The sequence below is a fragment of the Rhodoplanes azumiensis genome, from assembly GCF_042682915.1.
Classification (GTDB): Bacteria; Pseudomonadota; Alphaproteobacteria; order Rhizobiales; family Xanthobacteraceae; genus Rhodoplanes; species Rhodoplanes azumiensis.
On sequence record NZ_JBHUIW010000019.1, the window covers coordinates 25,816 to 41,214 of the forward strand.

General features: G+C 70.2%; 12 protein-coding genes. 11 read left to right on the forward strand and 1 reads right to left on the reverse strand.

Features of this window, described 5'->3' with window-relative positions; genetic code table 11:
• Positions 1-9 precede the first annotated feature (9 nt).
• The 9 genes from ACFSOX_RS15955 (at position 10) to ACFSOX_RS15995 (ending at position 8,323) form a co-directional block, all read left to right on the forward strand.
• Positions 10-1,692: a sensor histidine kinase gene (locus ACFSOX_RS15955; RefSeq protein WP_378478805.1), complete on the forward strand. Its 1,683-nt coding sequence runs from the start codon at positions 10-12 to the stop codon at positions 1,690-1,692.
• Positions 1,689-2,312 (forward strand): response regulator transcription factor, encoded by a 624-nt coding sequence (locus tag ACFSOX_RS15960; RefSeq protein WP_378478806.1) that lies wholly within the window; start codon positions 1,689-1,691, stop codon positions 2,310-2,312. Before ACFSOX_RS15955 ends, ACFSOX_RS15960 begins: the two co-directional genes overlap by 4 nt.
• 92 nt (positions 2,313-2,404) lie before the next feature.
• A complete protein-coding gene (locus ACFSOX_RS15965; RefSeq protein WP_378478807.1) occupies positions 2,405-2,788 on the forward strand; it encodes a response regulator transcription factor in 384 nt (127 codons plus the stop codon).
• 107 nt (positions 2,789-2,895) lie between these two features.
• On the forward strand, positions 2,896-3,564 hold the full coding sequence (locus ACFSOX_RS15970; protein WP_378478808.1) for a hydrolase: 669 nt from the start codon (positions 2,896-2,898) through the stop codon (positions 3,562-3,564).
• Between the two features lie 122 nt (positions 3,565-3,686).
• Entirely contained in the window at positions 3,687-4,523 is an 837-nt protein-coding gene (locus ACFSOX_RS15975) for an alpha/beta fold hydrolase (RefSeq protein ID WP_378478809.1), read from the forward strand.
• Positions 4,524-4,749: 226 nt separating this feature from the next.
• Positions 4,750-5,043 (forward strand): DUF1427 family protein, encoded by a 294-nt coding sequence (locus ACFSOX_RS15980; RefSeq protein WP_378478877.1) that lies wholly within the window; start codon positions 4,750-4,752, stop codon positions 5,041-5,043.
• A 53-nt stretch (positions 5,044-5,096) separates the two neighbouring features.
• Positions 5,097-7,076: an amidohydrolase gene (locus ACFSOX_RS15985; RefSeq protein WP_378478878.1), complete on the forward strand. Its 1,980-nt coding sequence runs from the start codon at positions 5,097-5,099 to the stop codon at positions 7,074-7,076.
• Positions 7,077-7,419: 343 nt separating this feature from the next.
• A complete protein-coding gene (locus ACFSOX_RS15990; RefSeq protein ID WP_378478810.1) occupies positions 7,420-7,845 on the forward strand; it encodes a DoxX family protein in 426 nt (141 codons plus the stop codon).
• A gap of 85 nt (positions 7,846-7,930) precedes the next feature.
• A complete protein-coding gene (locus tag ACFSOX_RS15995; protein WP_378478879.1) occupies positions 7,931-8,323 on the forward strand; it encodes an MFS transporter in 393 nt (130 codons plus the stop codon).
• 631 nt (positions 8,324-8,954) lie between these two features.
• On the opposite strand, the gene ACFSOX_RS16000 is transcribed toward ACFSOX_RS15995, so the two are convergent.
• Positions 8,955-10,430 (reverse strand): undecaprenyl-phosphate glucose phosphotransferase, encoded by a 1,476-nt coding sequence (locus ACFSOX_RS16000; protein WP_378478811.1) that lies wholly within the window; start codon positions 10,428-10,430, stop codon positions 8,955-8,957.
• A gap of 389 nt (positions 10,431-10,819) precedes the next feature.
• Here ACFSOX_RS16000 and ACFSOX_RS16005 point away from each other — a divergent pair, with 389 nt between their 5' ends.
• Together ACFSOX_RS16005 and ACFSOX_RS16010 are read left to right on the forward strand one after the other, a co-directional pair.
• A complete protein-coding gene (locus tag ACFSOX_RS16005) occupies positions 10,820-13,231 on the forward strand; it encodes a Wzz/FepE/Etk N-terminal domain-containing protein (protein ID WP_378478812.1) in 2,412 nt (803 codons plus the stop codon).
• Between the two features lie 217 nt (positions 13,232-13,448).
• Positions 13,449-15,236 carry a carbamoyltransferase family protein gene (locus ACFSOX_RS16010; RefSeq protein ID WP_378478813.1) on the forward strand — a complete coding sequence of 596 codons (1,788 nt, stop codon included), beginning with the start codon at positions 13,449-13,451 and terminating at the stop codon, positions 15,234-15,236.
• Positions 15,237-15,399 lie beyond the last annotated feature (163 nt).

Sequence of the window (15,399 nt, forward strand, 5' to 3'; positions counted from 1 at the left end):
AGCCGAGCCATGACGACATCGACCCGCACACTCGGCGGTCTCACGCCGGCGACCGGGCTCGCGTCCGCGTCGGCCCCGATCCCGGCCGCGGGTGCGGCGGCCGATACGGCGCCGCGCGGCGGGGCGCTCGCGGCCATGTTCCACGCCACGCCGACGCAGGCGGGCGTCGCCGTGATGGTGGTGCTCGCGTTGGTCACGGCGCTGGTCGGCACGGCGCCGTTCGCCCGGCAGCCGACACAGGGGACCGAGATTCTCGTCCCCGCCTATGCGGCGGCGAGCTTCGTGCTCGAGACGCTGACGGCGGCGCTCCTGTTCGCCATGTTCCATGTCCAGCGTTCGCGGGCGCTGTTGCGACTCGCTGCCGGTTATCTGTTCGCGGCCCTGATGGTGCCGGCCTGGGCACTCACCTTTCCAGGTGTCTTCTCGGCTCTGGGCGTCGACGCCGGACTGCAGACCACGGCGGCGATCGCGGCGGTCCGCCGGCTCGGCTTTCCGCTGTTCGTTCTCGGCTACGCGCTCGCTCCCGTCCGTTCCGACACGAGCCGGCGGAGCCTGGTGCCCATCCTGCGCACCGTGCTGGCCGTGGCCGCACTGGCGGCCGTGTGCCTGTGGCCGATCTTCGAAGGACAGGCGGCGCTGCCCGGCTTCATGGCCGACGCTCGCGACGTGACGATGCTGTGGTACCGCGTGCCGGCCGTCGCCGTGGTTCTCTACGGCGTCGCGATGTCGATCCTCGTGTGGCGTCGCCGCTTCGCCCTCGACCTGTGGGTCTGTCTGGTCCTCGTCTCGCTGACCGTCGAGCTCGCGCTGATGTCGTGGTTCGGTGGCGCGACGCGGCTCGGCGTCGGCTGGTGGGCCGGCCGGCTCTACGGTCTGGCCGCGGCGAGCATCGTGCTGCTCGTGCTGCTGTCGGAGACGACGACGGTGCATCTCCGGCTCGCCCGCGCGGTCGCCGCCGAGCGCCGCGCCCGCCAGGATCGCCTCACCGCCATGGAGGCACTGTCGGCGTCCATCGCGCACGAGATCAACCAGCCGCTCGCCAGCATGGTCACAAATGCCGACGCGGCGCTGCGCTGGCTCGGCAAGGCCGAGCCGCGGCTCGACATGGTCGACGCCGCGTTGCGCCGCATCGTCGCCGACGGCCATCGCGCCAACAAGGTGGTGGTCGGCATCCGCACCATGTTCATGACCGGGGCGCAGGAGCGCGAGCCGCTCGATCTGAACGCGCTGCTGCGCGAGACGGTGCGAGGCGCCGCCTCGGAGGCGCGTGCCGCCGGCATCGCGATCGAGTTCGCGCTCGATCCGGCGCTGCCGCCGGTGATCGGCAACGCGCTGCAGCTCCGCCAGGTGGTCGCCAACCTGGTCGAGAACGCCATCGACGCGATGACGGCGACGGCCGGGCGGGAGCGCCGGTTGCGCATCGCGACGCGGCGCGTCGAGCGCGGCGAGGCCGAGGTCTCCGTGGCCGATACCGGCGCCGGCGTGCCGCCCGAGCTCGCCGAGCGCATCTTCGAGCCGTTCGTCTCCACCAAGCCGGAGGGCATGGGCATGGGCCTGATGTTCTGCCGCGCCGTGGCCGAAGCGCACGGTGGCCGGTTGTGGACCGTGCCGGCGAATCCGCGCGGCGCCGTCTTCAGTTTCTTGATTCCCACCGCTCTCGTACCCGCCATTGTCCCGGAGGTGCCGCGATGACCGAGCAATCCGCCGTGTTCGTGCTCGACGACGACCCCTCCGTCTGTGCCTCGTTGGAGAGTCTGCTCGGCTCGGAAGGGCACGACGTGCACGTGTTCGGCACCGCCGAGGCCTTCATCGCGGCGGAGCGTCCCGACCTGCCGGGCTGCATGGTGCTCGACGTGCGGCTGCGCCGCGAGAGCGGGCTCGAGGTCCAGCGCGAGCTCGGCCGACGCGGCATCGACCTACCGGTCGTCTTCGTCACCGGCCACGGCGACGTGCCGATGTCGGTCGCGGCCATGAAGGCGGGCGCGATCGAGTTCCTGCTGAAGCCGTTCCGTGATCAGGATCTGCTCGACGCCGTCAACAAGGGGATCGCGATCGACCGATCGCGACGCGAGCGGGCCGCCCGCATGGCGGAGCTGCGCGAGCGCTTCTCCGCGCTCTCGCCGCGCGAGCGCGAGATCATGCCGCTGGTCGCCGGCGGCCTGCTCAACAAGCAGATCGCCGGGCGGCTGCAACTCTCGGAGGTCACCGTGAAGGTGCATCGCGCCCAGATCATGCAGAAGCTCAAGGCCAAGTCGCTGCCCGACCTGGTGCGCATGGCCGATCGCCTCGCCGAGGATACCGTAAGGGCGTAGACGCGCGACCGACAAGAACAATTGCCATCGCCCCGGGCACGCCCGACGCTGCCGGGGCCCGGCACTCGGCCGGTGCGGCGGCGAGGAGCGCGATGGCGAGCGATGCGGCGTTGAGCGATGCATCGGTGGCGATAGTCGAGGACGACGGCTCCGTTCGTGCCGCGCTGATCAGCCTCGTCGGTGCGTTCGGATTCTCGGCCCGCGGATTCGCCGACGCGGAGAGCTTTCTCGCCGACAGCGCCGCCGGGCAGGTCGACTGTCTGGTCGCCGACGTCCGATTGCCGGGCCTGAGCGGGCTCGGACTTCAGCACGTCCTGTGCACGTCGGGCATCACGATGCCGACCATCCTGATCACGGCCTATCCGGACGAGGCGAGCCGCGGCATCGCGATGCGGGCCGGGGCCTTCGGCTATCTCGTCAAGCCCGTGCAGCCGGAGGCACTGCTCGCCTGCCTGCACGCGGCGCTCGGCGTGTGACGCGACGTCGCCCTATCCGCAGGTCCAGGGCCGGCGATACCAGGGCACAATTGTCCCGAACCCGCGCTCCTCCGTAAAACTGCGCATACACAGTCAGAGGAGCTCGCATGCCCACCGCAACCCCCACGCCCGGCAAGAGGCTCGTCGATCCCGGCAATCACATGCTGATCATGATCGACTTCCAGTCGCAGATGTCGTTCGCGACGAAGTCGATCGACGCCGTCACGCTGCGCAACAACGCGGCGCTCGTCGCTCACGCCGCGGCGGGCTTCCAGGTTCCGACCATTCTCACGACCGTCGCCGAGAAGAGCTTTTCGGGTCCGATGTTCTCCGAGATCACCGACGCCTTCCCGGGCCAGGCGCTGCTCGACCGCACTTCGATGAACACCTGGGAAGACGGTCCCGTGATCGCCGAGGTCAACCGCATCGGCAAGGACCGCGTCGTGCTGTGCGGCCTGTGGACCAGCGTGTGCATCGTCGGCCCGGCGCTGTCGGCCCTCGACCAGGGCTTCGAGGTCTACGTGATCGCCGACGCCTGCGGCGACATCTCCGAGGAGGCGCACGGGCGTGCCATGGACCGCATGGTGCAGGCCGGCGCGCGGCCGATGACCTCGCTCCAGTATCTGCTCGAGCTGCAGCGCGACTGGGCCCGCATCGGCACCTACGACATGACCACCGGCATCGCCAAGCAGTTCGGCGGCGCCTACGGGCTCGGCATCATCTACGCCAAGACGATGTTCGGTGCCTCGGAGGGCCACGCCAAGAGCGCCGCATGAGCGGCGCCGACTGCGACGCCCGCCGCGGCACTCGCCGCCGTCGCCGGCCCTCCCGCCGAGCCGTCGTCGTCTCCGGCGCGTGCCGAGACGAGACCTCCACCAAACCGAAAGGAAGCACTCCCATGCCCTTCGTCACCACCCAGGACGGCGTCGACATCTTCTACAAGGACTGGGGGCCGAAGGACGCCCAGCCGATCGTCTTTCATCACGGCTGGCCGCTGTCGTCGGACGACTGGGACACCCAGATGCTGTTCTTCGTCCAGCGTGGCTTCCGTGTCGTCGCGCATGATCGCCGCGGCCACGGCCGCTCGACCCAGGTGAGCGGTCCGCACGACATGGATCACTACGCCGCCGACGCCTTCGCGGTGGTCGAGCATCTCGACCTGAAGAACGCCGTCCATATCGGCCACTCGACCGGCGGCGGCGAGGTCGCCCGCTACGTCGCCAAGCACGGCCAGCCGTCCGGCCGCGTCGCCAAGGCCGTGCTCGTGGCCGCCATTCCGCCGCTGATGCTGAAGACCGAGAAGAACCCAGGCGGCCTACCGATCGAGGTGTTCGACGGATTCCGCGCCGCGCTTGCTGCCAACCGCGCGCAGTTCTATCTCGACGTCGCCTCCGGCCCGTTCTACGGGTTCAATCGTGCGAGCGCCAAGGTGTCGCAGGGCGCCATCCAGAACTGGTGGCGTCAGGGCATGATCGGCGGCGCCAAGGCGCATTACGACGGCATCAAGGTGTTCTCGGAAACCGACCAGACCGAGGATCTGAGAGCCATCACGGTGCCGACGCTCGTCATGCACGGCGACGACGATCAGATCGTGCCGATCGAGGATTCGGCGAAGCTCGCCGTCAAGCTGCTGAAGAACGGGACGTTGAAGGTCTATCCGGGCTTCCCGCACGGCATGCTCACCACGCACGCCGACGTGATCGATCCCGATCTGCTCGCCTTCATCAAGAGTTGACGACGGCTTCGGCCACCGAACAGCCTCGCGTCACGTTCCGCTCATGCCCGCGCAAGCGGGCATCCAGGGTCTCTCTCCGCCGTGCCGCCCCTGGATCCCCGCCTGCGCGAGGACGAGCGGAGGCCGTGCGCCATGTCGTGAGCCATGCCGTGAGCCGTCATGCACGGGCTCGACCCCGGCGAAGACGCCGAGACAATCAGCCGACGGGACGAAGAGAATGCCCGATCTGAAAGCCTATCTCCTGTCGCTCGGCGCCGGCCTTTTGGTCGGCGTCGTCTACAGCGCCATCGGCGTGCGCTCGCCGGCGCCGCCCACCATCGCGCTGATCGGCCTGCTCGGCATCCTGCTCGGCGAGCAGATCGTGCCGGTCGTGAAGCGGCTGATCGGCGGGCACGACGTCGCCGGTTTCGTCCGCACGACCTGCGCCGAGCACGTGCTCGGCCCGCTTCCGGGCGGCGAGCCCGCCGTGTCCCGTGGTCCGGCCTCCCGGAGTCCGGCCAGGAGCGACGAGCCGTCCTGATCACGAGCCCGCCGCGATCCCGATAAGACCCCCGAACCGGGAGACCCGCCGTGGTGAAACACCCCGACCGCCGGACCGTCGTCGGCACGCTCGTCGCCCTCGCCGCCGGCCTTTCCACGAGAGACAGCGTGACCGCTCAACCCGCCTCGCCCCCCGACCTCGTCCTGTTCAACGGCAAGATCACGACGCTCGACCGCGGCGCGCCGGAGGCGTCCGCGGTCGCGATCAGGGACGGCCGCTTCGTCGCGGTCGGCAGCGATCGCGACGTGATCGCGCTCGCCGGCCGGCGGACGCGCCGAATCGATCTGCGCGGCCGCCGAGCGATCCCGGGCCTGATCGACAGCCACATGCACATCATCCGCGGCGGCCTGAACTACAACATGGAACTGCGCTGGGACGGCGTGCGCTCGCTCGGCGACGCGATGCGGATGCTGAAGGACCAGGTCGATCGCACGCCCGCGCCGCAATGGGTCCGGGTCGTCGGCGGATTCACCGAGCATCAGTTCGCCGAGAAGCGGCTGCCGACCCTCGAGGAGATCAACGCGGTCTCGCCCGACACGCCGGTGTTCATCCTGCATCTCTACGACCGTGCGCTGTTGAATGGCGCCGCGCTGCGCGCCGTCGGCTACGGCAAGGACACGCCGGCACCGCCCGGCGGCGAGATCGTCCGTGACGCGGCCGGCAATCCGACCGGGCTGCTGGTCGCGAAACCCAACGCGACGATCCTGTACGCGACGCTCGCCAAGGGACCGAAGCTGCCGCCGGAGTATCAGAAGAACTCGTCGCGGCACTTCATGCGCGAAGTGAACCGGCTCGGCGTGACCAGCGTGATCGACGCCGGCGGCGGCTTCCAGAACTACCCCGAGGATTACGCGATCATCGAGGAGCTGCACCGCGAGGGCCAGCTCACGGTACGCATCGCCTACAATCTGTTCACCCAGAAGCCCAAGGAGGAGCTGAAGGACTTCGCCTCCTGGGCCGGCCAGGTGAAGCCCGGGCAGGGCGACGACACCTATCGGGCGAACGGCGCCGGCGAGATGCTGGTCTATTCGGCCGCCGACTTCGAGGACTTCCGTGTCGAGCGTCCCGAGATGCCCCCCTCGATGGAGGGCGACCTCGAGCCGGTGATTCGGCTGCTCGCCGAGAAGCGCTGGCCGTGGCGCCTGCATGCCACCTACAACGAGACCATCTCGCGCGCTCTCGACGTGTTCGAGACGGTGAACCGCGACATACCATTCGATGGGCTGCATTGGTTCTTCGATCACGCCGAGACGATCGACGACCGCAACATCGATCGCATCGCGGCGCTCGGCGGCGGCATCGCGGTCCAGCACCGCATGGCGTTCCAGGGCGAAGACTTCGTCGCCCGCTACGGCGCGCGCGCCGCCGAGCGCACTCCGCCGGTGCGGCGCATGCTGGCCGCCGGCGTGCCGGTCGGCGCCGGAACCGACGCGACCCGCGTCGCCTCCTACAATCCGTGGGTCTCGCTCTCGTGGCTCGTCACCGGCAGGACGCTCGGCGGCCTGCCGCTCTATCCGGCCGCCAACCGGCTCGATCGCGCGACCGCGCTGCGGCTGTGGACCGAGGCGAACACCTGGTTCTCGACCGAGCCCGGCAAGAAGGGCCAGGTCAAGGCCGGCCAGCTCGCCGATCTCGCCGTACTGTCGGACGATTTCTTCGCGGTGCCCGAGGACACGATCCAGGACATCACCTCGGTGCTGACGCTGCTCGGCGGGGCGCCCGTGCACGGTGACAAGGAGTTTTCCGATCTGGCCCCGCCGCTGCCGCCGGCGATGCCCGACTGGTCGCCGGTGCGCCGCTTCGGCGGTTATCAGATGCGGGCCGAAGCCGGTGGGTCGCGTCGGGCCTTCGTCGCCGAAAGCGTCACGGCGGCGGCCGCCGGCGCCTGCGGCTGCGCCACCGGCTGCGGCGTTCACGGTCACGCGCATGCATCCGCCTGGGCCGCGGACATGCCGGTGTCGGACGCGCGATCCTTCTGGGGGGCGCTCGGCTGCTCCTGCTGGGCGTTCTGATCGCGATCCGTGACACGTGCTCCGATCGATCGGCTCGGCTCGGCTCGGCCAGGATCCTCTCCCGAACGGCCAGCTCGAGCACAGGTCTCACGATGCATGGGTCGGCCGCACGGGGACGATGGTGCGGGCGTTCTCCGACGATGCGGCGAGCGTGGCGCGGCTCCGTCTCCCCGGCGGCGAGAGGGCCGGGGTGAGCGGGGTCGACGCCGGCTGGATCATCGAGCGGGCGGCCCGTCCGACCCGCTGCGCTCCGCGCGTCGACCTCTCCGCGGCCGGGCGAGGTGAAGGCCACACCAGCGTCGGGTCTCCGAACTGATCACCGGGACACTGTATAGGAGGTACCATGAGCGAATTTGCGTTACCCGCCCCCGTCGCCCGCCTGTTCGGGTGTCCGGGGCTCGACTATCTGCTCCGACTGGCGCTCGCGGCGCCGTTCCTGATCAGCGGCGTCGTCAAGCTTTTGGACTTTTCCGGCGCCACCGCCGAGGTGGCCGGGCTCGGCGTCCAGCCGGCGGCGCCGATCGCCGTGGCCGTGATCGTGACCGAACTCGTCGGGTCCGCCCTGTTCCTCACCCGCCGCCTGTGCTGGCTCGGGGCCGGGCTGCTGGCCGGCTTCACGGTCGCCGCCACGCTGCTCGCGCACGCGTTCTGGACCTTCGACGGGCCGGAGCGCGCCCGCCAGGCGGCGACCTTCTTCGAGCACGTCGCGATGGTCGGCGGGCTGGTGACGGCGGCGCTGCTCGCCGCCCGTCCGCGTCGGCCGGGATGACGGCGCCCCGGGATCACGAGTCTTCGGCGGGTCGCTCGCTTTCAACATCGCGCGGGCGGTCGGCCCGGCGCTCGGTGGCGTCACGCTGGCCGCCTTCGGAGCCGCCGTCACCTACGGGCTCGACGTCGCGAGCTACGTCGTGGTCATCGGCGCCCTGATCTGGTGGCGGCTCGGCACGGCGGCCGACGACGCGCTGCGCGAGCATTTCGGCGGGGTGCTGCGGGCCGGCCTTCGCTTCGCGGGATCGAGCCCCGACATGCACCGCCTGCTGTGGCGTACCGTGCTGTTCTTCCTGTTCGCCAGCGCCGTGTGGGCGCTTCTGCCGCTGGTCGCCCGCCAGGAGCTCGGCGGCAGTCCCGGCTTCTACGGCCTGATGCTGGGCGGCGTCGACGCCGGGCCATCCTCGGCGCGCTGCTGTTGCCGCGGCTGCGCGCCGCGGTCGGGCAGGATCGGCTGGTGCTCGGCGCCTCGCTCGTGACCACGGCGGCGACCATCCTGCTCGCCCCGGCGCCGATCCTCGGAGACGGGAGGCGGGCGCGGCCGGTGACCGGGTGAACCGCTGCACCGGGACGACGTCGGTGCGAGCACCGGGCCGAGTCCCGCTTCGCGCTCGTGCCCCGCGCTCGTGCCCCGCGCTCACGGCCCGCGCGGAAACCTCGCGGATGCTTCAGACGGCGTCCGTCCGGCCCTGCAGAATGGCGTGAAGCCGATCGATCTCGACGCGAGTCTCGGCCGCGATGCGCGCCAGGACGCGGTTCTCGTCCTCGAGGATCTTCATGTAACGATTCCGGACATCCTCTCGGAGCGTCGTACCGAGAGCCTGCACGTCGCGTTCGTGCTCGGCTTTCGGGGCGTCGTCCGGGGGCAGAAACCAGTCCAGAGGCCGAGCCATCGATCACCTCACACCCATCACCGGACCGCATGTCGAGGGAGAAGGCCGCCCGCCGGGTCTTCGGCAACGATTAGCAACGCTCGGCAACATCGCAGTGACATTCCTGCGAGCACCGAGAGGTTTTCCCAGCGTCGGCGGAACGGCGCTCCACGCGATGCCGCGGTCGATCAGGGCGGTACTTTGGATTCGCGGGATACGGGCGGATGGGCCCGCGTCGTCAGAATGCGTTGCGTTGACGGAGAACCTCGACGACGGTCCTCACCATCACCTGGAGGTCGATCCAAACGCTCCAGTTGGCGACGTACCAGAGGTCGAGTGCGACGCGCTGTTGCATCAGCTCGAGGCGCGGCGTTCCCCCGCGGAAGCCGTGCACCTGCGCCCAGCCCGTGATTCCGGGCTTCATGTGATGGCGGAACGCGTAGTTCGCGATCATCTTGCCGTAGTACTCGTCATGGGCGATCGCGTGCGGACGCGGCCCGACGATCGACATCTCGCCGCGCAGGACGTTGAAGAGCTGCGGGAGCTCGTCGATGCTGGTGCGGCGAAGGACGGCCCCGAGCCGGGTGACACGGGGGTCGGCGACCTGGGCCTGGACGACAGTCGCGCCGTCCTCCATCACCGTCATGGTGCGGAACTTGTAGATCAGGAACGGCCGACCGTTGAAGCCGTGGCGCCGCTGGCGGAACAGCACGGGGCCGGGCGACTCCAGCTTGATCGCGACGGCGGTGGCGAGCATCAGGGGCGACAGGACGAGGAGGGCCGTCGCCGCGATCCCGACGTCGACGACGCGCTTCACGGTCTGCTCCAGCGCGGTGAGCGGGGCGCGCTGCGTCTCGACCAGGTAGGCGTGCCGGCAGGGGCCGGCCTGCCGCTGCAGGACGGTCGAGACGGCGCGGTCGGGCAGCAGCCAGACCGCCAGCGGCACGCTGCGCAGCTCCTCCATCACGACCTCGAGCTGGGCCGTGCTGGTCCAAGGCAGCGCGACGACGATGCTGTCCACGGTCTCGTCGAAGCTGGTGCGGATCCGCGCGACGGCGCGCTCGACGGCAGCGCGTTGGGCGCGTGAGACGTGCACGGTCCCGTCGTCGGGCGGCAGCGTGATGCGGTCGACCTCGGCGATGCCGTAACGGACCAGGAGGTCGCGCCAGCCGAACTGGGCGAGCTCGTCCGCGGTTCCGATCAGCACGGCGCGCCGCCCGCTGATGGTGCCGTCCGCCAGCGCGCTGCGCAGCCGTCGCTTGGCGAGCCGACGCCATCCGACGAGCGCGATCCAGCCGACGAGGCCCAGCGCGAGGGTCGAGCCGCGCGACACTTCGGGCCCCATCTTCAGGAGGAAGAGCGTGATCGCGACCATCAGCACGGCGAAGGCCCAGCTCGCCGAGACGGGCGTGTCGTCGGGCTGGTGACGCAGCAGGCTCTCCAGGCGATAGAGCCCGAAGTGATGGGCCGCGAGCGCGTAGGCGACGCCCGCGATCAGCCCGAGCCCCGCCTGGGACGCGACGTCGCCGGCCTCGCCGTGCGCCAGCATCGCGAAGGCGATGCTTCCGACCAGCCCGGCGCCGACGACGATCGCCAGGTCGCACAGGATGAACAGAAGGTCGATGCGGCCCGATGGAAGGCTCCGGCGGGGCGCGGCGGCGGACGCCACCGGGGCGAGGGACGGTTCGTGGACGATCGACAAGGGTGGACCCATGAAGAAAACGTTAATTTTATGAGATCGTCCGTAACATTACTCGGTTACAGTATCTTAACGTTTGTGTGATCCGGGACGTCGCCCGGGACCGGCGGGGAACAATGCGCCGCGGAGGGAACGCGGCCGGGATAGCCACGCATGCGGCGGCGCCGACCGTCGGCATGTCCGACGTCGAAAGTCACGCGAATGGCGCCTCGCGCCACCATGTCATGATGTCTTCACGATGATATCCCATTGAAGCGGCATGCGACCGCGAACCGACCGATCGATCCGATCGATCCGATCGATCGGATCGGTGTCGAGCGGTCGGTGCGGCGGCAGTGGATTCGCCGACAGTGGATGCACCGACAGTGGATTCGCCGACAGTATCGCTCATGCGTGGAGCCACCGTGTCGAGAAGCGATCTCCCATCGCGGGATCAAGCGGAGGCCACCGGCTCGCTCGCCGAACTGCTCGAGCAACTCGTCGGGATCCTGCGGCGTCAGGCCGTCGTTGTGATCGGTGCGGTGGCCGCGAGCCTCGCGATCGGTGTCGCCTATCTGATCGTCACGCCGCCGATGTTCACGGCCACGGCGACGCTGCTGATCGACAGCAGCAAGGCGAAAGGGCCGCCGGGCCAGCCGACCGCGGTGAGCGACTATTCGTCCGACGCCGCGCTGATCGAGTCGCAGGTCGAGATCCTGAAGTCGCGCAGCATCGCGCTCGCGGTCGTCGAGCAGCTCTCGCTCGCCGAGACGCCGGAGTTCGCCGCGCCGCGCCGCGGCGTGCTGCTCGCCGCGCTGGGCCTGTCCGGCGGCGGCTCCGCGGGTCGGGCCGGATCGACCGTGCAGGCGGCCGTCGACGTCTTCCTGGAGAACCGGTCGGTCGTGCGGGTCGGCAAGACCTATGCGCTGGACATCAGCTACACGTCGCGGGATCCGGTGCGGGCCGCGACGATCGCCAACGCGCTCGCCGAGGCCTACATCGTCGATCAGCTCGACGCCAAGTATCAGTCGACGCGGCGGGCCAGCGGCTGGCTGCAGGCGCGCCTGGAGGAGCTCAAGACACAGGCGGTGGCGGCCCGCCAGGCCGTGCTCGACTACAAGGAAAAGAAGAACATCGTCGACATCGGCGGCGCGCAGACGGGCGGCGAGGGCGGCGGTGACGGCCGCCTGGTGACCGAGCAGCAGCTCTCCGAGCTGAACACGCAGCTCGTCAACGCGCGTGTCGCGACCGGGGAGGCGAAGGCGAAGCTCGATCGCATCGAGGACATCCTCGCGCGCGACGTGGACGATGGCACGGTCGCCGAGTCGCTGCGCAGCGACGTCGTCAACTCGCTGCGCAAGAGCTATCTCGACCACGCGACCCGCGAGGCGAGCTGGTCGGCCCGCTACGGGCAAGATCACGCCGCCGCGATCGAGCTGCGTGCCAAGATGAACGAGCTGCGCCGGGCGATCCGCGACGAGCTCGGCCGGATGGCGGCCGGCTTCCGCAGCGATTACGAGATCGCCCGCGCCCGCGAGCAGAACCTTCAGAAGGCGCTGGCCGGCCTGGTCTCCGAGGGCCAGCTCACCAATCGGGATCGCCTCGGCCTGATCGATCTCGAGAGCAGCGCCAAGGTCTATCGCACGATTCACGACACCTTCCTGCAGCGCTACATGGAGGCGATCCAGCAGCAGTCGTTCCCCTTCACCGAGGCGCGCGTGATCGGCGCCGCCGATCCGCCGACCCGCAAGAGCCGACCGGCGACCTCGCTGGTCCTGGCGATCGCGGGCACGATGGGCCTGATGGCCGGCTTCGGTATCGCGGCGCTGCGCGAGGGCTTCGACAAGAGTATCCGAACGCGGCGGCAGATCGAGACCGGGCTCGGCACGGCGTGCCTGTGCGTGCTTCCGACCGTGCGGGCCGCCGGCGAGAGCCGGTCGGCGCGATGGTCCTGGTCGAGGCCGCTGCCGCGGTCCGCCCGGCGCGCGGGGGACGGCGGTGTCGCGGCGCGGGGGGCCGGTGAGGGGGTCGACGCCGATCGCCAGGGTGAGGATCCGGTGGACAGGCCCCACGTGGTCGCCTGGAGCGACCCGACCAAGCGGCTTGCCGTGAAGCAGCCGTTGTCGGCCTTCGCCGAGGGGCTGCGCGCCGTCAAGGTGGCGGTCGAGCTCGCCGGCGCGATCGAGCGGCGCACCGTGATCGGCGTCACCTCGTCGCTGCCGGGGGAGGGCAAGTCGACCGTGGCGGCCAATCTCGCCGGCCTGATGGCGCATGCCGGCAAGCGGGTGATCCTGATCGACGCCGATCTGCGCAACCCGACCTTCGCCGATTGCCTCGCGCCGATCCCCGCGAAGGGCCTCGCCGACGTCCTCGACGACGGCTGCGACGTCACCGCCGCGATCGTCACGGATCCGGAGAGCGGCCTGTCGATCCTGCCGGCGCTGCCGGACGACGCGCGCGTGCACACCGACGAAATCGTCGCCTCGCCGCAGTTCCGGGCGCTGCTCGACCGGCTCGCGGCGCGTTACGACTGGGTGGTCGTCGACCTGCCGCCGATCGGCCCGGTGGTCGACGTGCGCGCGGCCGCGCAGGCGATCGGATCCTTCGTGTTCGTGATCGAATGGGCACGGACGCCGCTCGGCGTCGCGCAGGCCTGCTTCGCGGCGGCGCCGGAGGTGCGCGACCGGATGATCGGCGCGATCCTCAACAAGGCCGATCTCGCCCGGCTCGACCGCTTCGAGCCGCACATGCGCTACGGTCGTGACGGCTACTATGTCGGCGGACGGCGCGCGGCCGTCGTCACGGCCGGCCCGCGCGCCCGCGACCGCGAGGCGTGATCCACCCGGCCCGCATGCGCCCGCGTCGCTGCCGGGCGCTCGTCGCCGTGCGCTCGTCGTCGGGCGCTCGTCGCCGGGCCGCGATTGGCACAGTCTCCACCGTTCGTCGATCCTTGTCGTCTGCGTTACATCGAACCGTTGTTACGTGACGCTCGCCGGACGAGCGAACTTCATGGTCGGGTCGGCGACCGTGCCGACGAGCGAGGAAAGACGTGCGATGGCTGCGATCCTGGGGCTGAACTTGCATCACGCGGATTCCTCCGCCGCGCTGGTTCTCGACGGCAAGCTCGTCGCAGCCGTCGCGGAGGAGCGGTTCGGGCGCCGCGTCAAGCACGACTCGGCGTTTCCGGCGCAGGCGATCCGGGCCGTGCTCGACATCGCCGGCATCACGGTGCGCGACCTCGACGTCGTCGCGGTGCCGCGCGACACGACGAAGAGCCGCGCCGCCCGGATCCGCCACGTCCTCGCGAATCCGGTGTCCGGAACCCGCGCCGCGCTGGAGCATCTGCGGCGGGCGCGGCGCGAGACCGGCCTGATGGACTGGGTCGCCGCGGCCTGCGACGTCGGCCGTGAGAGCGTCACGGCGCGGGTCGTGAACGTCGAGCACCATCTCTCGCACATCGCCAGCGCATACTACTGCTCGCCCTTCGAGACGCTCACGGCGGGCTTCTCCTACGACGGCAGCGGCGACTTCGTCAGCGCCATGGCGGCGCGCTGCGAGGGCACGCGGATCGAGCCGATCGCGCGCGTGAACCTGCCGGACAGCCTGGGCTTCTTCTACACGGCCTGTTGTCAGTTCATCGGTTTCGACGAGTTCGGCGAGGAGTACAAGGTGATGGGCCTCGCCCCGTTCGGCGAGGACGCCTACGCGGCGCAGATGCGCGAGCTCGTGACGACGCCGGACGGCGGCTGGTTCCGCCTCGCTTCCGGCTGTTTCGGCATGCACGGCGGCGGCGAGTCGGGCCGCCTCGACGAGCGCGGCCGCATCGCGATGGGGCGGCTCTTCACCGACAAGTTCGCGGCCCGTTTCGGGGCGCCGCGCCTGCGCGGCAGCGAGGTGACGCAGCGCGATCGCGACATCGCACGCTCCTGCCAGGTTCGCTTCGAGGACGTGGCGATGCACTGCTTCCGCAAGCTGCACGACCTCGTGCCGTCGCGGCAGATCGCCTATGCGGGCGGATGCGCCCTCAACGGCGTCGCCAATGCGCGGCTGCTGCGCGACACTCCGTTCGAGCAGCCCTATCTCCAGGCGGCCGCGTCCGACGAAGGGCTCGCGCTCGGCGCCGCGCTGTGGGCGTGGCACAACGTTCTCGGCGGTCGCGAGCGGTTCCACATGACGCACGCCTATTGGGGCCCGGACTACGACGACGCCGTCGTTCGTGCCGCGGCGGACCAGGCGAACCTGCCCGTGCACCGGATCGCGCCCGACCGCGTCGCCGACATGGCGGCCCGCTTGCTCCGCGCCGGCCTCGTGATCGGCTGGTATCAGGGGCGCTCCGAATGGGGACCGCGGGCGCTCGGCAACCGCTCGATCCTGGCCGACCCGACCCGGCCGGAGATCAAGGATCTGATCAACGCCAAGATCAAGCGCCGTGAGATGTTCCGGCCGTTCGCGCCGACCGTGATCCACGAGGAGACCGGCACCTATTTCGAACAGTCGGTGTTCAGCCCGTTCATGATGCACGTGGTGAAGATCCGCCCCGCGTGGCGCGACCGGCTTCCCGGCGTCACCCATGTCGACGGCACCGGCCGCCTGCAGAGCATCAAGCGCGAGACCAATCCGCGCTACTACGATCTGATCGCCGCGTTCGGCCGGCTGTCCGGCGTCTCGATGGTGCTGAACACGAGCTTCAACGAGAACGAGCCGATCGTCGACACGCCGGCCCAGGCGATGAGCTGCTTCCTGCGCACCGGCCTCGACGTCATCTGCCTCGGCGATTACGTCCTGGCCAAGCCGGAGCACGAGGCCGTGGTGCGTGATCTCCTGGCCGAGCCCGTGGCCTGACGGTCCGTGCGGCTCCCGGCACGCCCGCCTTACGCCGGCGGAGGTCATCAGGAGGGGCACCTCCACGCGAGGTCGGGGCCGGTGTCGTCGGCCCTGCTCCTCTCTGTCGCCTTCTGGGCGTGGTGGGCGTTCATTCACTTTCCCCGTATCGGCGCGGAGCCGG

Bases quoted from the DNA above. Each gene is read 5' to 3' on its own strand.
- ACFSOX_RS16010 (WP_378478813.1), top strand. From the start codon at position 13,449: ATGGCTGCGATCCTGGGGCTGAACTTGCATCACGCGGATTCCTCCGCC.
- ACFSOX_RS16000 (WP_378478811.1), bottom strand. From the start codon at position 10,430: ATGGGTCCACCCTTGTCGATCGTCCACGAACCGTCCCTCGCCCCGGTG.
- ACFSOX_RS15975 (WP_378478809.1), top strand. From the start codon at position 3,687: ATGCCCTTCGTCACCACCCAGGACGGCGTCGACATCTTCTACAAGGAC.
- ACFSOX_RS15990 (WP_378478810.1), top strand. From the start codon at position 7,420: ATGAGCGAATTTGCGTTACCCGCCCCCGTCGCCCGCCTGTTCGGGTGT.
- ACFSOX_RS15960 (WP_378478806.1), top strand. From the start codon at position 1,689: ATGACCGAGCAATCCGCCGTGTTCGTGCTCGACGACGACCCCTCCGTC.
- ACFSOX_RS15970 (WP_378478808.1), top strand. From the start codon at position 2,896: ATGCCCACCGCAACCCCCACGCCCGGCAAGAGGCTCGTCGATCCCGGC.
- ACFSOX_RS15955 (WP_378478805.1), top strand. From the start codon at position 10: ATGACGACATCGACCCGCACACTCGGCGGTCTCACGCCGGCGACCGGG.
- ACFSOX_RS15965 (WP_378478807.1), top strand. From the start codon at position 2,405: ATGGCGAGCGATGCGGCGTTGAGCGATGCATCGGTGGCGATAGTCGAG.